This window comes from Dickeya sp. CFBP 2040 (assembly GCF_012273755.1).
GTDB classification, from domain to species: Bacteria; Pseudomonadota; Gammaproteobacteria; order Enterobacterales; family Enterobacteriaceae; genus Dickeya; species Dickeya poaceiphila.
On the sequence record NZ_JAAVXH010000092.1, the window covers coordinates 20,072 to 46,309 of the forward strand.

A 26,238-nucleotide genomic window follows, 5' to 3' on the forward strand; every position below is an offset into this window, starting at 1 on the left:
TACCACCCGCAGCGATGCCACGGGTGGTAAAGAATTAAATAACGTGGGTCGTCAGCGTGCGATCATTAAGCGTAATGGTTAGCGCATCGCCCGGTTGCAACGGCCCCACCCCTTGTGGTGTACCAGTCAGGATGATGTCGCCAGCGCGCAGGGTAAAAAAGCGGCTCATGTAGGCGATCAATGGCAGAATCGGCGTAATCATATCTCGCGTATTGCCTTGCTGGCGTACTTCACCATTGATGTTGATACCCAGTTCAGCCTGCTGTGGATCGCCAAACTCAGCCACCGGAATAAACCCGGATACCGGACAGGAACCATCAAAGCCCTTGGCTTTTTCCCACGGCTGCCCGGCTTTCTTGAACCCGGCCTGCAAATCGCGCAACGTTAGATCCAACGCCACGCCATAACCGGCAATCGCTCTGGCAACCCGCTCTTCATTAGCCTGTTTGAGCGGCGTGCCGATCAACACCGCCAGCTCAACCTCGTAATGTACCGAACCCAGTTCTTTAGGAATGGCCACCGGCTGGCGCAAATCGCACAGCGCGGTTTCAGGCTTGATGAACAGGACCGGTTCCGCCGGTTTGGCGCTACCCATTTCACGGATATGCTCGGAATAGTTACTACCGACACACACCACCTTATTGGCAGGAAAATCCAGTAATGCGCCCTGCCAGTCTCTGTGTTGATACATGTACCTTCTCCTGACTTTCTGTTAGCGGATGGTGCCTGTCCGCCATAGCAAACGGGACATAGCCACCTCATCATACCGGTATCATCATCAAAAAAGTAAGTGCGATTAATGCGCAACAGCACCTGAAATTTATCATGACTTCACGCGATATTTTACAAACGCAATCAATACACTAGGTCAGGAGAGCGATGGCATGGGATGAATAAAAATACGGTTATTTGCCCACCACAGAAAATACACCTGTATATAAATCAGTATTAAAGAGAATAACATCAGCATAACTAAAGTATTTCCCGGCTTATTGCCGATACCCTGTATTAAAAAACAGCAGCTGATTCCCGAAGTCGCCTTGAACATTATATAAAAAATAATTCGGGCATTATTTTTTTATACTTGCCTGTAGCTCATCCAATAAATTTTCCGGCGGCGGCGGCAATTGCAGGTAAAAACCCTGTTCACTAATCAACTGTTTTACTTTATCAATATCAGCCGATGCCAGTTTTTTGCTGCCATCAAGCGGTAATAACATTACCAGATGCGGCAAACCAAAACTTTTCATCAGCTCGGCGGGGACGCGGGAAAAGTCGTCTTTTTTTTCGACATAAAGATAGGTTTGATCGCGTTTGGAACTTCTGTAGATCACACAATACATGTTTTTTACTCTTAACTAAGATAATGGTGTCTTGCCTGTATTTTCATGTGACTATAACATGCTCGAAGCGCTCTGGAATATCATGCCTTAATGCTACTCTGGGGATTTAAAGATGCTGAAACTGAGTCAGGACAGATGTCACAAACGCCAATTGAGTTGAAAGGCAGCAACTTTACCTTATCCGTTGTTCACCTGCATGATGCACAGCCCGATATTATTCAACAGGCCTTGCAGGAAAAGATCGAACAGGCACCGGCGTTTCTCAAAAACGCGCCGGTCGTCGTTAATGTATCGGCACTACCCGTTGACGCTGAATGGATTAAGCTTCAGCAGGCCATTACCGCCGCCGGTCTGATAGTTGTAGGGGTGAGTGGATGTAATGATGAACAACTCAGGCGCGTCATCGCCAAAGCAGGGCTGCCGCTGTTGCGTGAAGGCAAAGAACGGCGGACAGCTCAGCCGCCCGCACCGGTTGTCGCACCAGTAAAAACCAGAGTAATCAATACCCCCGTCCGTTCCGGACAGCAAATTTATGCCCGCGACTGTGATCTTATCGTCACCAGTCATGTCAGCGCAGGCGCTGAAGTGATTGCCGACGGCAATATTCATATTTACGGCATGATGCGCGGCCGTGCGCTGGCAGGAGTCTCTGGCGATATCAACAGCCAGATCTTCTGCACCCAGTTGGCCGCCGAATTGGTGTCGATCGCCGGGCGTTATTGGCTCAGCGATCAGATACCGGAAAATTATTTCGGGAAGGCGGCGCGCCTGAAACTCAGTCCGCCTGACCATATTCTGACTATACAACCTCTAGACTAGGCCCTTGGAAGGAATTATTTATGGCACGCATCATTGTTGTTACTTCAGGTAAAGGGGGCGTTGGCAAGACCACTTCAAGCGCGGCCATTGCTACCGGTTTAGCCCAAAAAGGCAAGAAGACGGTTGTCATCGACTTTGACATCGGTCTGCGTAACCTCGACCTGATCATGGGATGTGAACGCCGGGTCGTGTATGACTTTGTGAATGTCATCCAAAACGACGCGACCCTCAATCAGGCGCTGATTAAAGATAAGCGTACCGAAAACCTGTACATTCTGCCGGCATCACAGACCAGAGATAAAGATGCCCTCACCCGTGAAGGCGTGGATAAAGTGCTCCAGGATCTGGCGGATATGGAGTTCGATTTTATTATCTGTGATTCCCCAGCCGGTATTGAAACCGGTGCGTTAATGGCGCTTTACTTCGCCGACGAAGCCATCATCACCACCAACCCGGAAGTGTCATCGGTACGGGATTCCGACCGAATTTTAGGGATCTTGTCCTCCAAATCACGCCGTGCCGAGCAAGGTCTGGAGCCAATCAAAGAACACCTGTTGCTCACGCGCTATAATCCGGGCCGCGTCAGCCGCGGCGACATGCTGAGCATGGAAGATGTACTGGAGATTCTGCGTATTCCGCTGATCGGCGTGATTCCGGAAGACCAGTCAGTATTACGTGCGTCTAACCAGGGCGAACCCGTCATTCTGGACAAAGAGGCTGATGCGGGTAAAGCCTATGCGGATACCGTGGATCGTTTGTTGGGAGAAAATCGGCCTTACCGTTTTATTGAGGAAGAGAAGAAAGGCTTCCTGAAACGACTATTTGGGGGATAAATCATGGCGTTACTCGATTTCTTTTTGTCCCGCAAAAAAACGACAGCCAATATTGCCAAGGAACGGCTGCAGATTATTGTCGCGGAGCGACGCCGTGGGGACAGCGAACCGCATTACCTGCCACAGTTGAAGCGAGACATTCTGGAAGTCATCTGCAAATACGTACAGATCGACCCGGAAATGGTAACGGTGCAGTTAGAGCAGAAAGGCGATGACATTTCGGTGCTGGAATTGAACGTGACTCTGCCGGAAACCGACGAGCCTACACCGCCCCCTGCCGATAAGTAATCACCGTTTTCCCGGTATCTGAAGGAAACGATTTAAGCTGCCGCCCTTGTCTGCAAGGGCGGTAAATCCGATGTTAGTAATGCGCCAGAATGTCTTTCAGATCTTGCCCAAACAGGCGACTACGCCAGCCGGTTATCATTTCAGGTTCATGTTCAGACGATACCAGTTTCCAGTGCCAGTTCAGCAACCGGTTAATCTGCCGCCGGGATGCCAGTAACTCAGCAGATAACCCGCGCTGCTCCGCGCACTGCTGTACCAAGGCCTTGATGTCACGAAATGCTTTCTTATAGCCGGGATAGTCAATCAGATTGACCACAGGTGGCGGAGAATCCGCCTCACTCAGCGATGCAGTTTCCGCCACCATCGCCAGCAGCATCTTGCCGTGGTAACGAATTTCCGGTCCGCTTAGCCCCAGCGAATCCAGCTCACCTAATGAACCGGGCAGGTAACGAGCCACCTGCAACAGGTTCTCCTCCCGGACAATAAAATTAACCGCACTGTCACGCTCACGCGCCTTATGCAACCGCCATGCCGCCAGTTTTTGCAGACAAGCCAGATGGCGTCCTCTTAATTGCCAGGCATTGCCGATCTCCCGATATGCCAATTCCGGCGCCAGCACCTCCTGACGACGCTGGCACAGTAACCGGCACTCATCTTGTGCAGCCTCCAGCCAGCCCGCAGCACGAGTTTCGTCCACTAATGTTCTGGCTACCGGCAGCAGATAAAACACGTCTGCCGCGGCGTACTGGCACTGCTTTTCACTGAGCGGACGCGCCAGCCAGTCGGTGCGGGATTCGCTTTTATCCAGCGCCACCTGCTGATAATCCGCTACCAGCGCCGCAAAACCATAGGATAACGGCTTGCCCAGAAACGCTGCCAGAATCTGGGTATCGATAAATGGCGACGGCAGGCAGCCCAACGCATTCAGAAACACTTCCAGATCTTCGCTGCCGGCATGTAGAAACTTGGTCACCTGCGGATTCTGCAGCAGCGCACGAAGCGGCGCCCAGTCACGGATCGCCAGCGGATCGATCAGCGACAGATTGTCGCCGTCATACAACTGAATCAGCCCCAGTTGCGGGTAATAGGTACGAGTACGGACAAATTCGGTGTCCAGCGCCACCTCAGACACCGCGCACGCCTGTGCGCACACCGCTGATAATCCTTCATCGGTAGTAATCAACTGATAATTCAAAACGGTATTCTCTTGGTTGCGCCCCAATGCGCTCAACGGCGATCAGGGCATAAAACATCATTTATGGCGGACCATCGGCATTACGCGGGTCAACCGGTCCATCAGGGCAGGCAATGGCTTGACGCGAAAGGCGATGTTGTCCTGTGGTGCTCAGCAGGCAGGCTCCACCATACCCGGCATCCCACCCACAGGCAACCATCAGGCGGCTGACTGCTCATTGCGCAGCTCACGCCGGAGGATTTTCCCCACGTTCGATTTCGGTAACTCACTGCGAAACTCAAACAATCGTGGCACCTTGTACCCCGTGAGATTGCGACGGCAATGGTTGATCAGTTCTTCCACCGTCAGCGATGGATCACGACACACCACGAAGACTTTCACCGCTTCCCCTGAGGTGGCACTGGACACACCAACCGCCGCCGCTTCGGATACTTTTGGATGTCGTACCACCACTTCCTCGATCTCATTGGGATAAACATTAAAGCCGGACACCAGAATCATGTCCTTTTTACGATCAACGATTTTCAGGAACCCTTGTTCATCTGCCGTGACAATATCACCGGTTGCCAGCCATCCCTCTTTCAGCACGTCGTGCGTCGCGGCGGGCTGCTGCCAGTAACCGGACATCACCTGCGGACCACGCACCCACAGCTCACCGGCTTCGCCAGGCGCCGCATCCTGACCGTCATCATTGATGATTCGCACATCGGTAGACGGCACCGGCAAGCCAATGCTGCCGCTGTAATGTTGCAAATCATAAGGGTTTCCCGCTACCAGCGGCGCGCTTTCGGTCAATCCATAACCTTCCAACAAATGAATGCCAGTCAATTTTTCCCAGCGCTCAGCCACCACCTGTTGTACCGATGCCCCACCGCCCACCGACAAGTGCAGGGTGGAAAAATCCAGTCGGCTAAACGCCTCATTGTTGAGCAAGGCGTTAAACAGCGTGTTTACCCCAGTAATAGCGGTAAACGGATAGTGGGACAACTCTTTGATCATGCCGGGAATATCGCGTGGGTTGGTGATCAGCAGGTTTTTCCCGCCAATTTCGACAAACAACAGGCAATTCACCGTCAGCGCAAAAATGTGATAAAGCGGCAGCGCCGTTACCACCAGTTCTTGTCCTTCTTTCAGCACCGGGCCATACGCCGCCTTAGACTGCATCAGGTTAGCCTGCATGTTACGGTGGGTCAGCATAGCGCCTTTGGCGATACCGGTAGTACCACCGGTGTATTGCAGAAAAGCCAGATCCTGATTGCTCACTTCTGGCTTCACATACGGCATCCGTCTGCCCTGTTGCAATATCTGACGAAACGAAATGGCATCCGGCAGATAATACGTCGGCACCAGTCGTTTAACGTACTTGACTACGAAGTTGACCAGCGTGCCTTTGGCCGGCGCCAGTTGATCGCCCATGCGGGTCAGGATCACATGTTTTACCGGAGTGTTATACACCACCTTTTCCAGCGTATGGGCAAAGTTGGAAACGATGACAATCGCCGAGGCACCGCAATCTTTGAGCTGGTGCTCCAGTTCACGCGGTGTATATAGCGGATTGACGTTAACCACCACCAGCCCAGCCCGCAAAACGCCGAATAGCGCAATGGGGTACTGCAACAGGTTAGGCATCATCAACGCGACGCGCTCCCCCTTTTTCAGTTTCAACTGATGCTGCAGGTAAGCGGCGAAAGCGCGGCTACGCTCCTCCAACTGACGGAAGGTCATGACCTCGCCCATGTTGATAAATGCGGGCTGGTCGGCATAACGCGACACCGCGTGTTCAAACAACTCGATTAGCGAAGTGTAGCGATCTGGGTCAATGTCCGCAGGGACATCCACCGGGTAACGCGCTAACCATATTTTTTCCAAAACGTCACTCCAGAGATATTTTTTAAGTGGCATAGTCAATCCCAACCTGAGTGATATGTAACAATATTTTAACTCATATTAATAACGGTGAAGTTAACAATGTTCAGGTTGAGAAGACGATCACTTAATTTCAACGTATTGCTATTACTGCAAAAAACCATACTGCAAAAAAATAAGGCGACCCTGGTCGCCTCTGTTCACTGCCCGGCTATAGCTGGACTGATAACGCGTGTTACTCCGTGACAACCGACTCTACCTGCGCTGGCGCATAGCCGTCATTCCAACTGGGTCCCCATCCGGGTCCCCACATATGACGGTAGTGGCGATCCCACCAGGGATCGTAAGCCCGCGGTGGTAACATCACCTGCTGTACGACTCGCCAGCGTTTGTAACCCTGAATGCCTACCACCACATACTGATATGGCCGTTCACCAATTTTACCCTGTTCAGTGCCGGTAATCGGACCTACCACCGTGATCAGTTGATTTTTGAACTCTACCGGTTCCAGAAAACCGTTCACGTAGGCTACCAGACGTCCTTCGGAAGGTTCGTTTAGCCGCGGGCGGCCCGCATTATCCAGCGGCAACGCAACAATCTCCAGCCGGGTACGATTGGCCTCGTTGCGAATATCCGCAATCCGACCACCAAAGCGTGATTCCTGCCCTACGTACAGATTGGGCGCATTCATCACCCGAATCAGGTCCATCTGCGGCGTTGCCGAGGTGCCACGGATTTCATCCGGCACAGTGACGCAGCCAGATAACAAGCTCAGGCTGAGCAACAACAGGCCGCACCATCCACTCCGGCGTAGCCATAATCTTCCTGGCATCGACGTTTGGTTTCCGAAAATTTGGATTCTCATCACATACACCCTGCTTGCCGTCGTCAATTTATGACCGATGTCTAAATTAGACTGTAGCTAATGCGATAAGTTGCTGTTATTCGCGGCCAGGTAATTTTTTCCACGCCACGTTGTTGCGCAGATAACGGGGTTCAGCCTGCTCCACGCTCACCGCACCGCCCGATGTCCATAACTGCCAGGCCAGCGGCAACATGTCTTGCGCCTGCGGTAAGAGAACATCGGTACGATTCAGGGCAATACCGGGATGGTCGATCAGATCCGGGTAGGTTTGCCAGCCGGTTCCCGCGCTGGCCCAGTCGCCACTCAGCGACGCCGCCAGTGACTGTGTCTGGACTGGCGCCAACACGGCTTCACTCGTTTCGCCTTGCCAGTTGCCCTGCTGATCACGCTCATAACTTGCCCAGTAGACTTCGCCCATGCGGGCATCAATGGCAGTCAGCACGCGGCTGGCACCGCTCAGGCGGTACGCTCCCTGTGCCAGCGTCGCCAGCGTCGATACGCCAAGCATCGGCAAACCCGCGCCCAACGCCAAACCTTGCGCGATGCCGATGCCAATACGCACGCCGGTGAAGCTGCCCGGCCCACGTCCGAATGCCAGCGCATCCAGTTGACTGAGCGCCATGCCATGATCGGCCAGCAGTTGCTGAACCATCGGCAATACCCGCTGAGTATGTTCACGGGGGCAAATCTCAAACAGGAAATGGATTTCACCATCATTCCAGAGTGCAACAGAACAGGCTTCTGTTGCGGTATCAAGCGCTAAAATTCGCGTAGACATGCCAACCTCAGGCAGGGAGAGAATATTTCAACGGCGCGCATCATAACAGCCAGCGCCGGTGAGCGTCACGGTTTGCGCGTCAGAAAATCGATAGCGTGCCGCAAATCCCGCGTTCTTGGTGCCGGCGGCAGGCTGGTAAGAAACACTTCGCCATAAGGCCGCGTCACCAGGCGATTATCGCAAATCACCAACACGCCGCGATCCGACACATCGCGGATCAAGCGGCCAACACCTTGCTTGAGCGTGATCACCGCATCGGGCAGTTGCACCTCGTCGAACGGGTCACCGCCGCGCACCCGACAATCCTCCATGCGAGCCTTAAGCAGTGGGTCCTCCGGGGAAGTAAACGGCAGCTTGTCGATAATCACGCATGACAGCGCATCGCCCCGCACATCCACCCCTTCCCAGAAGCTGCCGGTCGCCACCAACAGTGCGTTCCCTGCCGCCAGAAACTGCGCCAGCAACTGCGGCTTACTGGTTTCACCCTGAACCAGCACCGGCAACGTCAGCGAGGCGCGGAATTCGACGGCCAGCTCACGCATCATCTGGTGCGAGGTACACAGCATAAAGCAGCGCCCCTGATTAGCCTCGACCAAAGGACGCAACAGGCGCGCCAGTTGTCTGGCGGCACCGGGCCGGTTGGTTTCCGGCAGGTAACGCGGCACGCACAGCAGCGCCTGACGTGCGTAATCGAATGGGCTTGGCAACAATAACGTTCGAGCCTGCTCCAACCCCAACCGATCAATAAAATGCGTGAGCTGATCGTTTACCGACAGCGTGGCCGAGGTGAATACCCAGCAGGCCGGTTTCTCTTTCATCACCTCACGGAAACGGTCTGCAACCGACAGCGGCGTCAGCGCCAGCACGAAATGACGCGAGGTACATTCGTACCAATAGCTGTAACCGGGTTGCTGCACGTCCCGCAGCCGCTTCAAGCGTGCCCGATATAAGGTCGCCCGTTCAAACGCCGCATCCAGCAACGCGGAACGCCCCAGCGACAGCTTAGCGACATCACAACACAGCTCCAGCGCGTCATCCAACAACGTCAGCGACCGTTTCAAGGTATTATCCGTGACAATGTCACGTAAATTACCGCGAAACCCTGGGTCGCCCAGCGCCAGCCGAAAATCCTGGGTGCTCTGGCTCAAACGATCCGCGCTTTTCTGTAGCTGGCTGACATCACGCACTTCGGTGCGATAAGCAATCACAATATCTTTAGCAAGATCCAGCAACTGGCGGCTGGAGAGCTGCAGGCCGAAATACTGGCTGGCGATGTCCGGAATCTGGTGAGCTTCGTCAAATATCACCACATCGCTGTCGGGGATCAGTTCGGCAAACCCACTCTCCTTCACCACCATATCCGCCAGATAAAGATGGTGATTCACCACCACCACATCGGCATCCATCGCCCGTCGGCGCGCCTTCACCACAAAACACGCCTTGTAGTGCGGGCAGTCGCTGCCAAGACAGTTATCATTGGTACTGGTCACCAGCGGCCATACCGCGCTGTCTTCAGCCACATCGCCGCACTGGCTGATGTCGCCATCTTCGGTTTCAGAACACCAGCTGCGCAGCCGTACCAGTTCACGTAGCACCTCGCGGCCAAGATCGCCGCCCGCCAGCGATTGCTGTTCCAACCGTTCAATGCACAGATAATTGGCACGCCCTTTCAACAGCGCCAGCTTACCCTGAAAATTCAGCGCATTGGCGACAGTCGGCAAATCGCGGCTGTACAGTTGATCCTGCAACGCGCGCGAACCGGTAGAGACAATCACTTTTTTGCCGGAACGCAGTGCAGGCGCCAGATACGCATAGGTTTTGCCAGTACCGGTGCCCGCCTCTACGACCAACGGTTTTTTGGCGCTGATCGCCTCCAGCACAGCGGTTGCCATCTGCCGTTGCGGTTCACGTGGCTGGAAACCCTGAATCGCTCGCGCCAGTACGCCATCGGTTGCAAAATCATCGATTGAGCTATCTGCCGCCACGCTGTCCCTCTTGTCTGACAATGCCGTCACCCTGATTCAGCCGGAATTAAGGTGGCTGATTATGCCAAGCCTGCGCGCACGACACCACTTCGGCTCGTTTCTGTTATTCCAATCAGGGGATCAACTGTTTAAAGGAACTGTGCTAGTCTCTGCGGTTTTAGCGCCTTCGTTGACAGGCGCAGACTGCCACGAGGAGCCTGATTTCATGTCCATTACCCGTATCAATCCCGACGCACGCTGGTCCGACGCGGTTATCTACAACAACACGCTGTACTACACCAGTGTGCCGGAAAATCTGGATGACGATGCCCAGGCCCAGACCGAAAACGCACTGGCATCGCTGGATGCTATCCTGCAACAGGCGGGCACCGATAAAAGCCGTCTGTTGGACGTGACCATTTTTCTGGCTGACAAAGCCGACTTCGCCGCCATGAACGCCGCCTGGGATGCCTGGGTAGTGGCCGGCAGCGCGCCGGTACGCTGCACCGTGGAAGCCAGACTGATGAACCCGAAATTCAAAGTGGAAATCAAGGCAATCGCTGCCGTGGAGTAACACGCACGGGCGGCGATGTTCGCGCCGCCCGAAAGCGATTATTCTTGCGTAGCATCGTCATCGTCAAAACGCGCCACCACCCGTGCACCCTGATGATTGTGGCGCAGTTCTTCCGCCACCTGTGCGATAGCCTCGCCACTGCTCATACCTTCCGCCATCAGGTGTTGTATTCTTTCCACCGCTTGTTGCTGCTGCTCATGAGTCAGCGCCGGGATACCTGCAAACATCATTCTTCTCCTAAAAACCTTTTTTATGCCGACTACGCCCGCGAACCGCCACGGTTTGTGATACGCTTGCACAGACGCTATTGCTATGCATAACGCCGGTTCAGCGTACGGCTGCCGGTATCAACACCACCGAGAAACCATGCCAATATCGCTATGCCGACACCAATAGTCTATCACGCACTACCGTATCAACCGGATGCGCTGTTACGCCTTTTTAGCGCCCTGTCGCACCAGCCCTGGGCGATGTTGCTCCATTCCGGGTTTGCCGATCATCCCCATAACCGGTTTGACATTCTGGTGGCGGAACCACGTCTGACCTTGCAAACCATTGGCGAGCTGACCACTATCCAACAAGGCGATACCCAACAGACATCCACAGAAGATCCGTTCCTGTTGCTGCAGCAGCAGATCGATGCGCTGGCACTGGATGTGCCGCCACACCCGGATTACCCGTTTCAGGGAGGCGCGCTGGGGCTGTTCGGTTACGATCTGGGGCGGCGGGTGGAACAACTGCCTTCTACCGCAGACCGCGATATCGACCAGCCCGACATGGCGGTGGGTATTTACGACTGGGCGTTGATTGCCGACCATCAGCAACAGCGCCTGACCCTGATTGCCCACAGAGACATCGATGCCAGGCTGTCATGGCTGGACGGCTTGTCCCCCGCCGATCCGGGCGTATTTTGCCTGACCAGCGACTGGCAGGCCAACATGAGCCGTGCGCAATACGGCGAAAAATTCCGCCGTATTCGGGAATATCTCCACGCCGGCGACTGCTATCAGGTCAATCTGGCCCAACGCTTTCAGGCTGGTTATCAGGGCGATGAATGGCAAGCGTTCCTGACGCTTTCCGCCGGCAACCGGGCGCCGTTTTCCGCGTTTCTGCGCTTGCCGAGCAGCGCGGTGCTCAGTATTTCGCCGGAACGTTTCCTGTGGCTGCACGATGACCACATTCAGACAAGGCCGATCAAAGGCACGCTACCACGACTGCCGGATGCTGACGCGGATGCGCGTCAGGCACAGCAGTTGGCTAATTCCGAAAAAGATCGCGCCGAAAACCTGATGATTGTTGACCTGCTGCGTAACGATATAGGTCGAGTCGCGGTGCCGGGCAGCGTGTGTGTTCCTGAACTGTTTGTGGTGGAGCCATTCCCGGCGGTGCACCATCTGGTCAGCACTATTGAAGCGCAATTACCCGCGCAGCAACACGCTACAGACCTGCTGCGCGCCTGTTTCCCTGGCGGCTCTATCACCGGTGCGCCCAAAGTGCGGGCGATGGAGATCATCGAAGAACTGGAACCGCATCGCCGCAACGCGTATTGCGGCAGCATCGGCTATCTCAGCGTCTGCGGCACCATGGACACCAATATCACCATTCGTACGCTGATTGCCGCCAATGGCACGCTTTCCTGCTGGGCTGGCGGCGGAATTGTGGCCGATAGCGAAGAACAGGCGGAATATCAGGAAACGTTCGACAAGTTGGGCCGTATTTTGCCGTTATTAACCTTATCGACCACGGATTAAACAGAGCTGACAACATGACTGACACTACGCTGTTGCCTCTCCTGACTCCCATTACCCCATCACCCCCTTATGATCTGGATGCGTTTATTACCCGCTTTCAGTTGCAGATCGCACCCACCCTGCCCGCCACGCACCACCATCGGCAGGCCGCGGTACTGGTGCCGATTATTCGCCGCCCCGACCCTTGCCTGCTGTTGACTCGTCGTTCATCGCGTTTGCGTAAACATGCCGGCCAGGTAGCCTTCCCCGGCGGTGCGGCTGACCCTGAGGATCTGTCGCTTATCGCCACCGCATTACGCGAGGCACAAGAAGAAGTGGCGATTCCTCCAGCATCGGTCCAGATCCTGGGAACGTTACCGGCTTTCGACAGCACCAGCGGTTATCAGGTCACCCCGGTGGTCGGCCTGCTGCCGGAGAACACACCTTTTCATCCCAACGCCGACGAAGTCGCAGAACTGTTTGAAATGCCGCTGCGGGACGCCTTCGCCCTACAGCGCTACCATTCGCTGGATATTGAGCGTCGCCGCCAGCGTCATCGCGTCTATCTTTCCTGGTATCAGCAGCAATTTGTCTGGGGGCTGACCGCTGCAATCATTCGTCAGTTGGCACTGCACGTAGCAATACCGTAACCGGCGTAATCACCACGCCAGACACGGTATCCGCCATAAGTTATTTTTTGGTACAACATAATTTTATTTCATGTGAAAATCCCGATACGACAGCATAGTGTCCACTACAATAGCGCGATCTATCGAGTTTTATTCTGGAATGGGCGATGTCATCGGCGATAACGCCGGGTAGACGCGGTTTGAAGCGCAATGCTCATCCGACCCCTAATATACGACAGGCAGCGCCCTGAAAGGAGTTTCAGCGTGATAAGCGTATTCGACATGTTCAAAATCGGCATTGGTCCCTCCAGCTCTCATACGGTCGGACCGATGAAAGCCGGTAAGCAATTTGTCGATGAACTACAGCAGCGTGATCTGTTATCCCGCACGGATCGGGTGAGCGTGGAGGTCTACGGCTCTTTGGCGCTGACCGGCAAAGGCCACCATACCGATATCGCAATTATCCTTGGGCTGGCGGGCAACCAGCCCGATACGGTAGATATCGACGCCATCCCAACGTTTATCCGCGACGTGGAACAAACCGAACGCTTATCGCTGGCAGGCTCACATGACGTTACTTTTCCCCGCGAAGGCGGCATGATTTTCCGCGGCGAGAACCTGCCGCTGCACGAAAACGGCATGACGCTGACCGCCTTTGCCGGTGATCTTGCGTTATTTCGCCAAACCTATTACTCCATCGGCGGCGGGTTTATCGTTGATGAAGCACATTTTGGTCAGTCTCAGGAATCCAGTTTCACCGTACCGCATCCTTACCGTTCCGCGCGGGAAATTCTGGAACACTGCAAACAAAGCGGCCTGTCAATTTCCGGCATGATGATGCGCAACGAACTGGCGCTGCATAGCCGCCAGGAGATCGAAGACTATTTCGCCGCCGTCTGGCAGACCATGCGCACCTGTATGGATCGCGGTATGAACACCGAGGGCGTGCTGCCCGGTCCGCTGCGTGTGCCGCGCCGCGCCGCCGCCCTGCGCCGTATGCTGGTATCTTCGGACAAACTGTCCAACGATCCGATGAACGTCGTAGACTGGGTCAATATGTTCGCGCTGGCGGTTAATGAAGAAAACGCTGCCGGTGGCCGGGTTGTGACCGCGCCGACTAACGGCGCGTGCGGCATCGTGCCAGCGGTGTTGGCCTATTACGATCATTTCATCGAACCGGTTGGCCCTGGCATCTACCTGCGTTATTTCATGGCGGCAGGGGCGATTGGGTCGCTATATAAGATGAACGCCTCCATTTCCGGGGCGGAAGTCGGTTGTCAGGGCGAAGTGGGCGTAGCCTGTTCAATGGCAGCGGCTGGTCTGGCCGAATTGCTGGGTGCCAGCCCGGAGCAAGTGTGCGTGGCCGCCGAGATCGGCATGGAGCATAATCTGGGCCTGACCTGTGACCCGGTAGCCGGTCAGGTGCAGGTGCCTTGTATCGAGCGTAACGCCATCGCGGCGGTTAAAGCCATCAACGCCACCCGCATGGCGGTGCGCCGTACCACCGAAGCCCGCGTATCGCTCGACAAGGTGATTGAAACCATGTACGAAACCGGGAAAGACATGAACGCCAAATACCGCGAAACGTCCCGCGGCGGTTTGGCCATCAAAGTGCAGTGCGACTAATGCAATTCACGACTATACCCTAAGTAATTCGAGTTGCAGGACAACACGCTCGCGCGTTGAACAACGCAACGCGTTGGCCCGTTAGGGCAAGGCTCATATGAGCCTTGTAACGCAGCCAACGCACCTGCAACTTGAAGTATGAAATATGAAGTATGACGGGTATAAACGATAAAAAAACCGACATTCTTGTGAGGTGATTGCAATCAGGTGATGGTAAAGACATTCCATCAACCTCTTATCACCAAGCCCGCCAGCTATGGCGGGCTTGGTATAACATTACAGGTCGTGTTCTGTGGTCGCTGGCGGAATACGGACCACGCGAACCAGCTCAATACGATAGTCCGTCACTTCCACAATCAGGAAACGTAACCGGTGCAACTCCAGCGAGTCCCCTACTTTGGGGAATTCATCGCTGTGTGCCAGCAGCAGGCCCGCCAGCGAAGTATAATCCTCTTTGGGATCGACCAGATCCTGCACATTGAGCACCTGCTGCAACGAATGCAGATCGGTGCCGCCTCGCACCAGCCAACCATCACCATCTTCGATAATATCCAGCGTTTCATCTTCATCTGGAAACTCACCAGCAATCGCTTCCAGAACATCCAACGGTGTTACCAGCCCCTGCACTACACCAAACTCGTTGGTTACCATCACCAGACTACCTTTCGCACGACGCAACACCGGCAACAGGTTGATGACATCCAGCGTTTCCGGCACCACAATCGACGGGTTAGCGGCAGCAAACTGCTCCACATCGGTGTGTTCATCCAACGCCACCAGCAGGTCTTTAGCACGCACCACGCCGACCAGTTCATCCAGCGAGCCGCGGCATACCGGGAACAGGCTGTGCGGGGTATCCAGCAGTTGCAGACGGATATCGTCCACCGAACGTTCACTATCTACCCAGGAAATATCGGTACGCGGCGTCATAACACTACGCAGGGAGCGGGAAGCCAACGTCAGCACGCCGCTTATCATATAGCGTTCCTCTTCAGCAAACGTTTCTTCCGGTTGCTGTTGCGGTTGCTCCTCATGGTCGTCATGTGTGGTTTTTCGTGACCCCATCAGGCGCAGGATCGCTTCGGCGGTGCGCTCACGCATCGGCAAGTGCGACTGATGTTTAACGAAGTTATGCCGGGCAATTTGATTGAACAGCTCGATCACAATCGAGAAGCCAATTGCCGCATACAGGTAACCTTTCGGGATATGGAAGCCAAATCCTTCCGCCACCAGACTCAACCCGATCATCAGCAGGAAGCTAAGACACAGCACGACTACCGTCTGATGAGCGTTAACAAAGCGGGTTAATGGCTTAGATGCCAGTAACATCATACCCATGGCGATCACCACGGCGGTCATCATCACGCCCAGGTGGTTTACCATGCCCACGGCAGTAATCACGGCATCGAGTGAGAATACCGCATCCAGAATAACAATCTGTACCACCACAGCCCAGAAGCTAGCCTGTGTGCGGTTGGCATTAGCGTCATGTGGCCGGTTTTCCAACCGCTCATGCAGTTCCATCGTGGCTTTGAACAGCAAGAACACCCCTCCAGCCAGCAAGATCAAATCTCGACCGGAAAAGCTAAACTGCCCGATATGAAACAGCGGTTGCGTTAACGTCACCATCCAGGAAATCAGCGATAACAGGCCAAGCCGCATCAGCAAGGCCAGCGACAGGCCGATGATGCGCGCTTTGTCACGCTGCCTGGCCGGTAGTTTGTCCGCCAGAATCGCAATGAACACCAGGTTGTCGATACCCAAAACAATCTCAAGCACTACCAACGTCAGTAAGCCTGCCCAGATTGAGGGATCCAGCAGAAATTCCATGTCAGACTCCAGAAAATGAACGAGCAAATGACATCAATGCCATAGCATTGTGCAGTGAAAATAAAAAGGAGATGTCAGTACCAGGCTGAATGTGGCCCGAATGGCCCATGATATGAAAAACACCACCGGCTTGCGGCGGAGTATAAAGAATGAATCGTCGGTGACAGTCCATAGGAAGGGCGCTTGCCCGTAACTCCTCTGTAATTAAAGGGAGAATAACTTTAACAGAGTTAATGCCATTTTCCACAACGATTTTCTTTATTACTCCGCATCCCCCCGCGAAATGGGTGGTATCGCTGATGATACAGACATGTCTTAGGGTATCGCGCCGCCGATTATCGACCGGTATCACATAATTTATTCCTTCGACCCCTAAAATAAATCCTGCTGATATCAGGCTGGCCTGAATCGATTCATAACCCAGCATGATGGGTGCCTCCGGTGCTTTTCGACCCATATATCGGGCAAGAAACAGTATTACGACCATACTGAATATCGTTCGCAGATAAACACGACCGATTTATCCAGATTCTCAGATAGATTTCACTCTCAACGAAAACAGTGATTCATGAAAGGAGGGAGCAAGTGAGTATTGCCATCATGCTATGCACTCACGGCGCCACTGCCGGTCCGCTGTTAAATACAGCTGAAATGATTCTTGGTGAACAGAGTAACGTTGGCTGGATTGATTTTGTTCCCGGTGAAAACGCCGAGATCCTGATGGAAAAATATCAGGCGAAACTGGCCGAGCTGGACACCTCGCAAGGTGTGCTTTTTCTGGTGGACACCTGGGGAGGCAGCCCGTTTAACGCCGCCAGCCGTCTGGTGAATGACAAGAAAAATCACGAAGTGGTTGCCGGGGTCAATATTCCGATGCTGGCTGAAACCTTTATGGCACGCGATGACAATCCTGAATTCGACGAGTTGGTTGCGATTGCCGTCGAAGCCGGTCGCGCTGGCGTCAAAGCGCTGAAAGCGCCTGCCCCAGAAAAAGCGCCTCATCCCGCCCCTGTCAGCGCCAAACCGACTGCGATGCAACGCGCTGGCGAGCACATGAAAATCGGACTGGCGCGCATCGATGATCGGCTGATTCATGGGCAGGTCGCCACCCGCTGGACCAAGGAAACCAACGTCAGCCGCATCATTGTGGTCAGTGACGAGGTGGCGGCGGACAACGTGCGAAAAACCCTGCTGACGCAGGTCGCCCCACCCGGCGTCTCGGCGCATGTGGTCGATGTTGCTAAAGCCGTCAGGGTTTACGACAACCCCAAATACGCCTCTGACCGCGTCATGCTGCTGTTTACCAACCCAACCGATGTACTGCGACTGGTAGAAAACGGCGTCAGGATCACGTCGGTCAACATCGGCGGCATGGCTTACCATCAGGGCAAAACCCAGGTCAATAATGCGGTATCAATTGACGACAAGGATATTGAGGCGTTCAACAAGCTCCACGAGCGCGGTATTGAGCTGGAAGTCCGCAAAGTATCGACCGATACCAAGCTCAATATGATGGACTTGATCACTAAGGTAGCGCGTTAGTTCATCCGCCACCGCGGATCGCGCAATGACGTTATTTTTCGGATCACTATTCTTACAGGAGAAGTACCATGGAGATCACCACGTTTCAAATCGTGCTGATATTTATCGTGGCCTGTATTTCAGGTATGGGTTCCATTCTTGACGAATTCCAGTTTCACCGGCCCTTGGTGGCCTGTACCTTCATCGGACTGGTGCTGGGCGATCTTAAAACCGGGATCATTATCGGCGGTACGCTGGAAATGATCGCACTAGGCTGGATGAACATCGGGGCGGCGGTTGCGCCCGATGCGGCGCTGGCTTCCATCATCTCCACCATTCTGGTTATCGCCGGTGGGCAAAGCGTCGGAGCCGGGATCGCGCTGGCTATCCCGCTGGCCGCCGCAGGTCAGGTATTGACCATTATTGTGCGCACCATCACCGTCGCTTTCCAACATGCCGCCGACAGTGCAGCTGACCGTGGCAGCCTGTCCGCCATCAGTTGGATTCACGTTTCCGCGCTGCTGTTGCAAGCCATGCGCATCGCCATTCCGGCAGTGATTGTTGCCATTTCAGTCGGAACTGAAGCGGTACACGGCCTGCTCGCTTCCATCCCCGAAGTGGTCACCACTGGGCTGAATATCGCCGGCGGCATGATTGTGGTCGTCGGTTACGCGATGGTCATCAACATGATGCGTGCCGGTTACCTGATGCCATTCTTCTATTTGGGCTTTGTCACCGCCGCCTTCACGAATTTCAATCTGGTAGCGCTGGGCGTCATTGGTGTTGTAATGGCGGTGCTGTATATCCAGCTCAACCCCAAATACAACAAGGCCCAAGGCGTGGCTGCCACATCGTCGCACAACGATCTTGATAACGAACTGGATTAACAGGAGAGCAAGAAATGGTGGATACCACAAAGAAACTCACTCCCAGCGATATTCGCGCGGTGTTCCTGCGCTCAAACCTGTTCCAGGGATCGTGGAATTTCGAACGAATGCAGGCTCTGGGATTCTGTTTTTCCATGGTGCCGGTGATCCGTCGCCTTTACCCGGAAAATTCGGAACAGCGCAAGCAGGCGATCAAACGTCATCTGGAATTTTTCAACACTCAGCCGTTTGTTGCAGCTCCGGTATTGGGCGTAACAATGGCGATGGAAGAACAGCGCGCCAACGGCGCACCGATAGATGACGGGGCGATCAACGGCCTGAAAGTCGGGCTGATGGGACCGCTGGCAGGTGTTGGCGACCCCATATTCTGGGGCACCGCGCGCCCGGTCTTCGCCGCGCTCGGCGCTGGCATCGCCATGAGTGGCAGCCTGCTTGGGCCAATTTTGTTTTTCGTCCTGTTTAATCTGGTGCGCTTACTGGTGCGTTATTACGGTGTTGCCTATGGCTATCGCAAAGGCGCGGATATCGTAAGCGACATGGGCGGCGGCCTGCTGCAAAAAATGACAGAAGGCGCCTCAATTCTGGGGTTATTCGTGATGGGTGCGCTGGTCAACAAATGGACTCACGTTAACATCCCACTGGTGGTATCACGCGTAACCGGACAGGACGGACATACCACCGTCACCACCGTGCAATCGATCCTTGACCAGTTAATGCCTGGCCTGGTACCGCTGTTGTTGACGTTTGGCTGTATGTGGCTGTTGCGACGCAAAGTTAATGCGCTGTGGCTTATCGTCGGCTTTTTCGTTATTGGCATCATCGGCTACTGGGTTGGGCTGCTGGGGCTATAATGTTACTGGCTGGGGCAACCCGGCCATTCTCCATTCCGTTCGATGCACGGCATTTCATCACCCTAACCCGCTTTTTGATCTTGTATTCAGCTACCACCGGAGTTGCCTATGACTTTCACCGATGTCGTTCTGATGGTATCCATTGCATTGACCCTGTTGTACGCCATTTACGATGAATTCATCATGGAGCATCAGCACGGACAAACCCGACTTAAGGTGCCATTACGGCGCAAACACCGTCTGGATGCACTGATCTTCATCGTACTGGTAATTATACTCGTCTACAAAAACGTCATTACTCATGGCTCATCTTTCACCACACTGCTGCTTTTTTCACTAATACTGATGGCGATATATCTGACCATGATTCGCTATCCCAAATTACTCTTCAAAGATCAGGGATTCTTTTATGCCAATACCTATATTCCTTATTACCGTATTAAAAGCATGAATTTATCGGAAGACGCTATTTTGGTGATAGAACTTGAAAAAAGACAGCTATTTATTGCCGTCAATGAATTGGATGATTTGGAGAGAATATATAACTTCATGATTGAAAATCAGTAATATAGAGAAAATCTATTCTATGGATAAATAATAATTTAACAATTCGGATTTCGTAAATAAAATATGCTGTTATTTTGACCACACGCTTATTGGCTTAATTTTCGTCAACTGTTTCCCATTTACGGCAGATGAAAATAATTATCAATTCCACTGGAAGACCTATATTATTTATTGTTGTTTACTGCAGGAATAATATGATATTGTTGCGCCGTCCTTGGGGAGTAGCTGATTCCTGATGTCTTACATTCAGGAATGCCCGTATCAACATACTCGTTCTTCACTGAACGTGGTGCGGGCGGCCAGGTTGGCAAGCGAGACCATAGACACGTGATCCGTCGTCTGGTTGGGGGTGGGTTGCGTGGATATGGAGAACTGCCCAGCCGAGGCTATTACATATGAATTTATCCGCTACTCTCATCCTTGCTTTTGGCATGTCTATGGACGCGTTTGCTGCGTCTATCGGTAAAGGTGCCGCCCTGCATAATCCTCGCTTTCGTGAAGCGATTCGAACCGGTTTGATCTTCGGTGTAATTGAAGCATTAACGCCATTAATCGGCTGGGCGCTGGGGTTTTATGCCAGCCGTTTTATTCTTGCCTGGGACCACTGGGTCGCCTTCAGTCTACTGTTGATTTTAGGCGGCCGCATGATTATCCAAGGGATAAAAGGCGAAGACAGCTGTAACTGTGAAAAAATATCCAAACACAGCTTGTTTATTCTGGTCTGCACGGCGGTTGCCACCAGTCTTGATGCCATGGCTATTGGTGTCGGTTTAGCGTTCCTACAGGTAAATATCTTTCACACTGCCATGGCCATCGGCTGCGCCACCATGATTATGGTAACGCTTGGCATGATGATTGGCCGTTATGTTGGCCCCATCCTCGGCAAACGAGCCGAAATTTTGGGTGGTGTGGTGCTAATAGGCATCGGTTGCAACATTCTTTACGACCACTTGCTCGGCCTGGCCTGACCAATATTCACAACAGGCAGCGTAAGCGTAGCTGCCCGTTGTTGATCAGCCTTCGCGCCGATGAAAACGAATCAGAAAATCGGTTTCACAATCAAACTGCGATTCTGCCATCAACCCGTCACGCACTTCCGGCGTCGCACGCCATGCAAACGGCGTCATCTGTAGCAGACTGGCGGCATCGCTTCCCGACATCGACATCTGATACTGCAACCGCTCCACCGTTTCTAATACAAACCCCGGAAACACCTCGTCTACGTCAGGGTGTGGCCTGACTTCCTGATACACCCGCGCCTTGAGCGACAGTAAATGATTCGGCCCTGGAGACACTGTCATCAGCCCTCCCCCTGGCTGAATAACCCGCGCAAGCTCGTCACCATTACAGGGCGCATAGATTTTCAATACCGCAGCCAGAGAACAGTTCTGAAAAGGCAACCGTTGACTGGACGCCACACAAAACATCACCTGAGCATAACGTTTCGCCGCTCGCTGTATCGCCGCTCTGGATACATCCAACCCATAAACCGGCATTCCCTGTGGGGCTAGTTTGTCCGCCAGCGCAGCCGTGTAATACCCTTCACCACATCCGATATCCAGTAGCGCCCCCGGTTGTCCGCTCAAGCTGGCCGCCAGTTGCTCCGCAACCCTATCCCGCAACGGCTGATAGTGTCCATTATCAAGAAACGCCCTGCGAGCCTGCATCATTTCAGCGCTGTCCCCCGGTTGTCTGGAGCGCTTGAACTGCACCGGCAACAAATTGACGTACCCTTCCCGCGCGCAATCAAAGTGGTGTCGTCCACAGGACCAACGACCAGATTCGGCATTCAAGGGCTGATGACATAAGGGGCATTGATACGGTACTGAAGATTTTTGCATAGCATTCTTGATGATGAGAAAAACAAAAAACCCGCACAAGGCGGGTTTTATGGCATGAGCTGAAAATTACAGTGCAACAACATTCACTGCAGAAGGACCTTTCTGGCCATCCTGAATTTCAAACTCAACATTCTGGCCTTCAGCTAATGTTTTAAAGCCGTTGCCCTGAATTGCAGAGAAGTGTACGAACACGTCTTTGCTGCCATCAGCAGGAGTAATGAAACCGAAGCCTTTAGACTCGTTGAACCACTTAACCTGACCTTTAATCTTTGCCATTTCAAAGTTTCCTTTAATAGTTTAAACCGCACTGAGGCGTTATACAGAAAAACCAAAGTCGTTACTGCTTGAGGCACTAAAATAAGGATCGGCAGAGAAGTGGTATTCAACGCTAACGTTTGTACTCAAGACTTCTTTACTGAAAATGCCATTCATATACAGAACTGTACCTCGTTTTACCCAGATGCGTTATTACATACTATGTAATCGTTGGCAAGGCATTTTTTGCCAGCCATGACATGTCGCACAAATTAGCGCTTTTAATGTATCATTAATATCCACTCTACAATATCGCGGGATATTGACACCTCAACGCATTCTCTGCGGCACATCCGACCATTTGATTATGTGCACAGCATTTCAATTACGCAAGCCAGTATGATCGACTGATTGTCAGCCGCACTTGTCATCACAAAATAATATTACCCGTAAATCACAGGATGCATTGACTGTCCAGCCACTGCTTATCAAAAATGTGATTAAGGTTTTCTTTTTTTGTACTTTAACAATAAGAAAAGCCTTTTATGACAAGGTGGTACACATCGTCTATTTCTAATCGTGACTATCCACTTATATAATAATGATGAAACATAGCAAGTATTCCCGTTCAAAACCCAGCACATTTTCGTAAGAAAAATGATTTGCCGATGATTTTTCTTCGCCTTATTGTGGATTTATTTCTGCTTTTTTAGCGGCTAAAAAAATGTTTATACCCGACATTGGCCTGATTGGTTTACCTGCTTATTTCCTGATTATTCAAGAATGCTACTGAATTATATTCTTTCTCGCCGTATACACCAATGACATTTATCTGTTGTGTTTTACCTAACGCAAAATTAATCTGAATCAAATGCTGACACATTCATACAAAATAAAACCACCACTCTGCGTCAAATCCAACGTTGCCGTTGCTCACACTACAGGATTGCATCATTTTTTTAACATCTATCGTGACAACCCTGACTGAGCGCGTTATTGTGTCCCTGCCGCCATCGTCTAATCACATCATACCGGCGGATTCACATTTTTCTGAGGGAAGCGCACAAACCTGACCGCCATTGTGGCGGCAGCCTGATTTCTCTCATTTCCGGTAGCCATATAGCACAGCAAGAGCTGTGCGCCAGATTCAGTTTTTACACTGCATAAATCGCTAACGTAATGATATATCGGCAACATCAACGGGAGGTGACCTATGTGGCAGACGATTGGGCAACTGCTGGAAGAACATCTCGGCCCCGGCGATATTCTGGAGAGGAAGGAATTACCCGGTGGTGAAGTACATTCCGCCTGGCATCTGCGTTACGGTCAGCATGATGTTTTCGTTAAGTGTGATGCACGTGAGCTACTGACCAAATTTCGAGCAGAAGCTGAACAACTGGAACTGTTGGCGCGCAGTAACACGGTGCAGGTACCGGCAGTCTACGGTGTCGGCAGCAATCGTGACTACAGTTTCCTGCTGCTGGAATACCTCCGTGCCAAACCCGCCTCTGCGCACGATGCCTGGTGCCTGGGGCAACAACTGGCACTGCTGCATCAATGGAGCGATCAACCTCAATTTGGCCTCGATTTCGACAATGATCTCTCTACCACACCGCAACCCAATGCCTGGCAGCGTCGCTGGTCCAGCTTTTTTGCAGAACAGCGTATTGGCTGGCAGTTGCAACTGGCTGCAGAAAAAGGGCTGCATTTTGGTGATATCGATACACTGATTGCTCAGGTGGAAAAACGACTCTCCGGCCACCAGCCCCAGCCGTCATTACTGCACGGCGATCTGTGGTCCAACAATTGTCTTAATACCGATCACGGCTATTATCTGTTCGACCCGGCCTGCTACTGGGGCGACCGGGAATGCGATTTGGCGATGCTACCGCTACACGCCGAATTGCCACCGCAAATTTACGACGGTTACCAGAGTGTCTGGCCGCTGGAAAAGGATTTTATTGAACGCCAGCCTATTTACCAAATTTACTCTCTGCTTAACCGAGCTAATCTGTTTGGCGGCAAGCACGTGGTTACTGCCCAGCAGGCGATAGAAAATCAATTACTGTAATACACGGAGTGAAAAACCGATGCCGGGGCACTGCCCCGGCGAGCCGTCAGGCCAGAATACCCACGACCTTCAGCGTCAGGTAGCCAATCACAGCAACGACAACCGGCAGGATATACAGCGGAAAAAATTGCACCAGAATCGTGTGACGAGGTAATTCCACCCGCGATTCCAGTTCTTCTCTGCTCTTGCCTTCATCGCCTTTGGCTTTTTCCAGAATCAACTGATCTTCCAGCCCTTCACGAATGTGCTTAACCTGACGAGACAGACGGGAGCCTGACACCTGTAGCGCCAGACCAACGAATATCAACAGGTAGATCAGCCAGAACATGACGGTAGCTGCTGACAACAGCCGACTAAAATCAGGCACCGGCGAGTTGTACCAAAAAATGTTCAGAAACGGGGTATTAAAGCGCAGCACTTCCACCACCAGATGCAGGAAGTCCTGCATCACGCCATTAATACCCGGCTTTTTCTCGGTAAAAGCATGAACGAGATTAGCCAGCGAGATAATGGTCGAGAACAAAGCAGGAAGAAAGACGACCCACCCCGTAATACGCTTAATCACGGCAAAAAGGCCAGCCTGTTGATACGTCATGTGTTCCCCTTGTGCGTGACGTCACGCCCAGTGCCACGGTGAGCAAAAAAATGTAGACCCATAAAACCCGTTAGCAGGGTACTTCAGGTTTTAACAGAGTCAACTTTTCTTTAGCCACAGCCGCGAACCGGTGGCAGCGTGCAATGTCTGACGGATAAAAGACAAAGTATATAAAAGGCAAAGTAAAAGGAGGAGTTTTGGCAAAGCGCCGACAATATCGCCGGCACCTTATAAATAGAAGAGATCAGAGGAAATCTGCACGTTTCGGCGAGAACGTGTCGATCAATACACTGCCTTCTTCCAGCGATACGACACCGTGCATTTCATTCTTCACCGCCATATAGGCATCGCCGGTTTTCAGAATACGTTTCTCACCTTCAATCACTACTTCGAAGCTGCCTGCCGCCACATAGGCTATCTGGTCATGGATATCATGTTTGTGCGGTGTACCGATGGCACCTTTGGCAAAATGAACGCATACCATCATCAGCTCATCGCTCCAGGTGATGATTTTACGTTTAATGCCGCCACCCAGCTCTTCCCACGGCGTTTCGTCGTCAATAAAGTACCTTCTCATGGTTTCTCCTTACAGTAGTACGGCGTGCCTCCCTTGAATAATCAAGGTAGCACAAAGGATAAATACCGCTATTCTAGTAACATCAGCATCAGATGAAACATAAAATAAGCAAAACCATGATGCCTCTCAAGAAATAAATAAAACATTATTTCATTTTTATTGAATTCACATCTCAACCACACTATTATCGCGTCACAACACGAAAGAACCGGGCAAAAAGGCTCAGGTGACGTTGTCACTGCCACGCAAGGTTATCTGTTCCGCCCGGCGCTTTCCTGTCAGGTTCATGGCCTGATTTCTACTTGAAATCGAGGAATAGCCATGCCAATCCGTCGGAGCCTCCACGGCGATCACGTCCGCCAGCTTGATACCGCTGGCCTGCGATGCGAGTTTCTGATCGGATGCGTGTTTGATGCAGACGCCTGCACCATGACGCAAAACCACATTGATAAGATTACTGAACGAGCAGGCGGTAATTTCACCAGGCTGATCGATTCATTCGGGCGTAAGTACCACTGGTTACGCCTTTATCTGGGGATAGTTGGCGATAATCAGGTTTTCTCAGACATGGCTAATGTCAAGGTTAGTGAACGAACAGTACTAACGGCGGCTGGCCTGAAAGATTTCATGTTGCGGGAGAGCGGCACGTAAGCAAATCCGATGGCGTAATGGGGATGAGCGAAAATAGCCAATCAACCACAACCTAAAATGTGATGGGTATAACCGGTATTCC

Annotated in this window: 28 protein-coding genes, 1 pseudogene and 1 riboswitch; of the genes and pseudogenes, 14 read left to right on the forward strand and 15 right to left on the reverse strand. The window is 52.6% G+C overall.

Annotated elements, in window-relative coordinates; genetic code table 11:
* Positions 1 to 34: 34 nt before the first annotated feature.
* Both Dpoa2040_RS14050 and Dpoa2040_RS14055 read right to left on the reverse strand, forming a co-directional pair.
* A complete protein-coding gene (locus Dpoa2040_RS14050; RefSeq protein WP_168641664.1) occupies positions 35 to 691 on the reverse strand; it encodes a fumarylacetoacetate hydrolase family protein in 657 nt (218 codons plus the stop codon).
* 379 nt (positions 692 to 1,070) lie between these two features.
* Positions 1,071 to 1,343, reverse strand: coding sequence for a YcgL domain-containing protein (locus Dpoa2040_RS14055; protein ID WP_168641665.1), 273 nt, complete (start codon positions 1,341 to 1,343; stop codon positions 1,071 to 1,073).
* A gap of 135 nt (positions 1,344 to 1,478) precedes the next feature.
* Here Dpoa2040_RS14055 and minC point away from each other — a divergent pair, with 135 nt between their 5' ends.
* Genes minC through minE form a run of 3 tightly spaced genes read left to right on the forward strand, consistent with a single transcriptional unit; the run spans position 1,479 to position 3,283 of the window.
* Positions 1,479 to 2,162: a septum site-determining protein MinC gene (gene minC / locus Dpoa2040_RS14060; RefSeq protein WP_168641666.1), complete on the forward strand. Its 684-nt coding sequence runs from the start codon at positions 1,479 to 1,481 to the stop codon at positions 2,160 to 2,162.
* A 20-nt stretch (positions 2,163 to 2,182) separates the two neighbouring features.
* Complete coding sequence (gene minD / locus Dpoa2040_RS14065) at positions 2,183 to 2,995, forward strand: septum site-determining protein MinD (protein WP_042870664.1); 813 nt, start codon at positions 2,183 to 2,185, stop codon at positions 2,993 to 2,995.
* A gap of 3 nt (positions 2,996 to 2,998) precedes the next feature.
* A complete protein-coding gene (gene minE, locus Dpoa2040_RS14070; RefSeq protein WP_042870666.1) occupies positions 2,999 to 3,283 on the forward strand; it encodes a cell division topological specificity factor MinE in 285 nt (94 codons plus the stop codon).
* A 73-nt stretch (positions 3,284 to 3,356) separates the two neighbouring features.
* Here minE and rnd read toward each other — a convergent pair whose 3' ends face one another.
* The 5 genes from rnd to Dpoa2040_RS14095 form a co-directional block, all read right to left on the reverse strand.
* Positions 3,357 to 4,478 (reverse strand): ribonuclease D, encoded by a 1,122-nt coding sequence (gene rnd / locus Dpoa2040_RS14075; protein ID WP_168641667.1) that lies wholly within the window; start codon positions 4,476 to 4,478, stop codon positions 3,357 to 3,359.
* A 198-nt stretch (positions 4,479 to 4,676) separates the two neighbouring features.
* Positions 4,677 to 6,347 (reverse strand): long-chain-fatty-acid--CoA ligase FadD, encoded by a 1,671-nt coding sequence (gene fadD / locus Dpoa2040_RS14080; protein ID WP_146411260.1) that lies wholly within the window; start codon positions 6,345 to 6,347, stop codon positions 4,677 to 4,679.
* 232 nt (positions 6,348 to 6,579) lie between these two features.
* A complete protein-coding gene (locus tag Dpoa2040_RS14085) occupies positions 6,580 to 7,209 on the reverse strand; it encodes a Slp family lipoprotein (protein WP_042870668.1) in 630 nt (209 codons plus the stop codon).
* A 76-nt stretch (positions 7,210 to 7,285) separates the two neighbouring features.
* Complete coding sequence (tsaB, locus tag Dpoa2040_RS14090; protein WP_042870669.1) at positions 7,286 to 7,987, reverse strand: tRNA (adenosine(37)-N6)-threonylcarbamoyltransferase complex dimerization subunit type 1 TsaB; 702 nt, start codon at positions 7,985 to 7,987, stop codon at positions 7,286 to 7,288.
* Positions 7,988 to 8,052: 65 nt separating this feature from the next.
* Positions 8,053 to 9,972, reverse strand: a complete 1,920-nt coding sequence (locus Dpoa2040_RS14095; protein WP_168641696.1) for an ATP-dependent DNA helicase — start codon at positions 9,970 to 9,972, stop codon at positions 8,053 to 8,055.
* A 205-nt stretch (positions 9,973 to 10,177) separates the two neighbouring features.
* Between Dpoa2040_RS14095 and Dpoa2040_RS14100 the strand changes: the two genes are divergently transcribed.
* Positions 10,178 to 10,525: a RidA family protein gene (locus Dpoa2040_RS14100; RefSeq protein ID WP_042873919.1), complete on the forward strand. Its 348-nt coding sequence runs from the start codon at positions 10,178 to 10,180 to the stop codon at positions 10,523 to 10,525.
* Positions 10,526 to 10,563: 38 nt separating this feature from the next.
* On the opposite strand, the gene Dpoa2040_RS14105 is transcribed toward Dpoa2040_RS14100, so the two are convergent.
* Entirely contained in the window at positions 10,564 to 10,752 is a 189-nt protein-coding gene (locus Dpoa2040_RS14105) for a YoaH family protein (RefSeq protein ID WP_042870671.1), read from the reverse strand.
* Positions 10,753 to 10,905: 153 nt separating this feature from the next.
* On the opposite strand from Dpoa2040_RS14105, the gene pabB reads away from it, so the two are divergent.
* The 3 genes from pabB to Dpoa2040_RS14120 all read left to right on the forward strand — a co-directional run bounded on the left by pabB (position 10,906) and on the right by Dpoa2040_RS14120 (position 14,510).
* A complete protein-coding gene (pabB, locus tag Dpoa2040_RS14110; RefSeq protein WP_168641668.1) occupies positions 10,906 to 12,276 on the forward strand; it encodes an aminodeoxychorismate synthase component 1 in 1,371 nt (456 codons plus the stop codon).
* Between the two features lie 14 nt (positions 12,277 to 12,290).
* Complete coding sequence (locus Dpoa2040_RS14115) at positions 12,291 to 12,905, forward strand: CoA pyrophosphatase (protein ID WP_168641669.1); 615 nt, start codon at positions 12,291 to 12,293, stop codon at positions 12,903 to 12,905.
* 243 nt (positions 12,906 to 13,148) lie between these two features.
* Positions 13,149 to 14,510, forward strand: a complete 1,362-nt coding sequence (locus Dpoa2040_RS14120; RefSeq protein WP_168641670.1) for an L-serine ammonia-lyase — start codon at positions 13,149 to 13,151, stop codon at positions 14,508 to 14,510.
* A 276-nt stretch (positions 14,511 to 14,786) separates the two neighbouring features.
* Here the strand turns inward: Dpoa2040_RS14120 and Dpoa2040_RS14125 are convergent, their stop codons facing one another.
* Both Dpoa2040_RS14125 and Dpoa2040_RS14130 read right to left on the reverse strand, forming a co-directional pair.
* Positions 14,787 to 16,340, reverse strand: coding sequence for a TerC family protein (locus Dpoa2040_RS14125; RefSeq protein WP_168641671.1), 1,554 nt, complete (start codon positions 16,338 to 16,340; stop codon positions 14,787 to 14,789).
* 1 nt (position 16,341) lies between these two features.
* Positions 16,342 to 16,767: a hypothetical protein gene (locus tag Dpoa2040_RS14130; RefSeq protein ID WP_168641672.1), complete on the reverse strand. Its 426-nt coding sequence runs from the start codon at positions 16,765 to 16,767 to the stop codon at positions 16,342 to 16,344.
* A gap of 158 nt (positions 16,768 to 16,925) precedes the next feature.
* Between Dpoa2040_RS14130 and manX the strand changes: the two genes are divergently transcribed.
* The 5 genes from manX (at position 16,926) to mntP (ending at position 21,134) form a co-directional block, all read left to right on the forward strand.
* Positions 16,926 to 17,882 (forward strand): PTS mannose transporter subunit IIAB, encoded by a 957-nt coding sequence (manX, locus tag Dpoa2040_RS14135; RefSeq protein ID WP_168641673.1) that lies wholly within the window; start codon positions 16,926 to 16,928, stop codon positions 17,880 to 17,882.
* 68 nt (positions 17,883 to 17,950) lie between these two features.
* Positions 17,951 to 18,748, forward strand: coding sequence for a PTS mannose/fructose/sorbose transporter subunit IIC (locus Dpoa2040_RS14140; protein ID WP_168641674.1), 798 nt, complete (start codon positions 17,951 to 17,953; stop codon positions 18,746 to 18,748).
* Positions 18,749 to 18,762: 14 nt separating this feature from the next.
* Positions 18,763 to 19,599, forward strand: coding sequence for a PTS mannose transporter subunit IID (locus tag Dpoa2040_RS14145; RefSeq protein ID WP_042870684.1), 837 nt, complete (start codon positions 18,763 to 18,765; stop codon positions 19,597 to 19,599).
* 108 nt (positions 19,600 to 19,707) lie between these two features.
* Positions 19,708 to 20,166 (forward strand): DUF986 family protein, encoded by a 459-nt coding sequence (locus Dpoa2040_RS14150; protein ID WP_168641675.1) that lies wholly within the window; start codon positions 19,708 to 19,710, stop codon positions 20,164 to 20,166.
* 204 nt (positions 20,167 to 20,370) lie between these two features.
* Positions 20,371 to 20,554: riboswitch (yybP-ykoY riboswitch) on the forward strand.
* A gap of 7 nt (positions 20,555 to 20,561) precedes the next feature.
* Positions 20,562 to 21,134 (forward strand): manganese efflux pump MntP, encoded by a 573-nt coding sequence (gene mntP / locus Dpoa2040_RS14155; protein ID WP_042870686.1) that lies wholly within the window; start codon positions 20,562 to 20,564, stop codon positions 21,132 to 21,134.
* Positions 21,135 to 21,179: 45 nt separating this feature from the next.
* Here the strand turns inward: mntP and rlmA are convergent, their stop codons facing one another.
* From rlmA to Dpoa2040_RS14170, 3 genes are all read right to left on the reverse strand, one after another.
* On the reverse strand, positions 21,180 to 22,007 hold the full coding sequence (rlmA, locus tag Dpoa2040_RS14160; RefSeq protein ID WP_042870688.1) for a 23S rRNA (guanine(745)-N(1))-methyltransferase: 828 nt from the start codon (positions 22,005 to 22,007) through the stop codon (positions 21,180 to 21,182).
* 66 nt (positions 22,008 to 22,073) lie between these two features.
* Positions 22,074 to 22,283, reverse strand: a complete 210-nt coding sequence (gene cspE / locus Dpoa2040_RS14165) for a transcription antiterminator/RNA stability regulator CspE (RefSeq protein ID WP_012769694.1) — start codon at positions 22,281 to 22,283, stop codon at positions 22,074 to 22,076.
* Between the two features lie 39 nt (positions 22,284 to 22,322).
* Positions 22,323 to 22,439 carry a DUF2627 domain-containing protein gene (locus Dpoa2040_RS14170; protein ID WP_071604302.1) on the reverse strand — a complete coding sequence of 39 codons (117 nt, stop codon included), beginning with the start codon at positions 22,437 to 22,439 and terminating at the stop codon, positions 22,323 to 22,325.
* A gap of 1,036 nt (positions 22,440 to 23,475) precedes the next feature.
* Between Dpoa2040_RS14170 and Dpoa2040_RS14175 the strand changes: the two genes are divergently transcribed.
* Positions 23,476 to 24,333 (forward strand): fructosamine kinase family protein, encoded by an 858-nt coding sequence (locus tag Dpoa2040_RS14175; RefSeq protein WP_042870691.1) that lies wholly within the window; start codon positions 23,476 to 23,478, stop codon positions 24,331 to 24,333.
* Positions 24,334 to 24,379: 46 nt separating this feature from the next.
* On the opposite strand, the gene Dpoa2040_RS14180 is transcribed toward Dpoa2040_RS14175, so the two are convergent.
* Both Dpoa2040_RS14180 and Dpoa2040_RS14185 read right to left on the reverse strand, forming a co-directional pair.
* Positions 24,380 to 24,928, reverse strand: a complete 549-nt coding sequence (locus Dpoa2040_RS14180; RefSeq protein WP_168641676.1) for a YniB family protein — start codon at positions 24,926 to 24,928, stop codon at positions 24,380 to 24,382.
* 244 nt (positions 24,929 to 25,172) lie between these two features.
* Positions 25,173 to 25,505 (reverse strand): cupin domain-containing protein, encoded by a 333-nt coding sequence (locus Dpoa2040_RS14185; protein ID WP_012769690.1) that lies wholly within the window; start codon positions 25,503 to 25,505, stop codon positions 25,173 to 25,175.
* Between the two features lie 433 nt (positions 25,506 to 25,938).
* Here Dpoa2040_RS14185 and Dpoa2040_RS18535 point away from each other — a divergent pair.
* Positions 25,939 to 26,156, forward strand: a pseudogene (locus Dpoa2040_RS18535) (hypothetical protein); the annotation flags it as partial.
* Positions 26,157 to 26,238 lie beyond the last annotated feature (82 nt).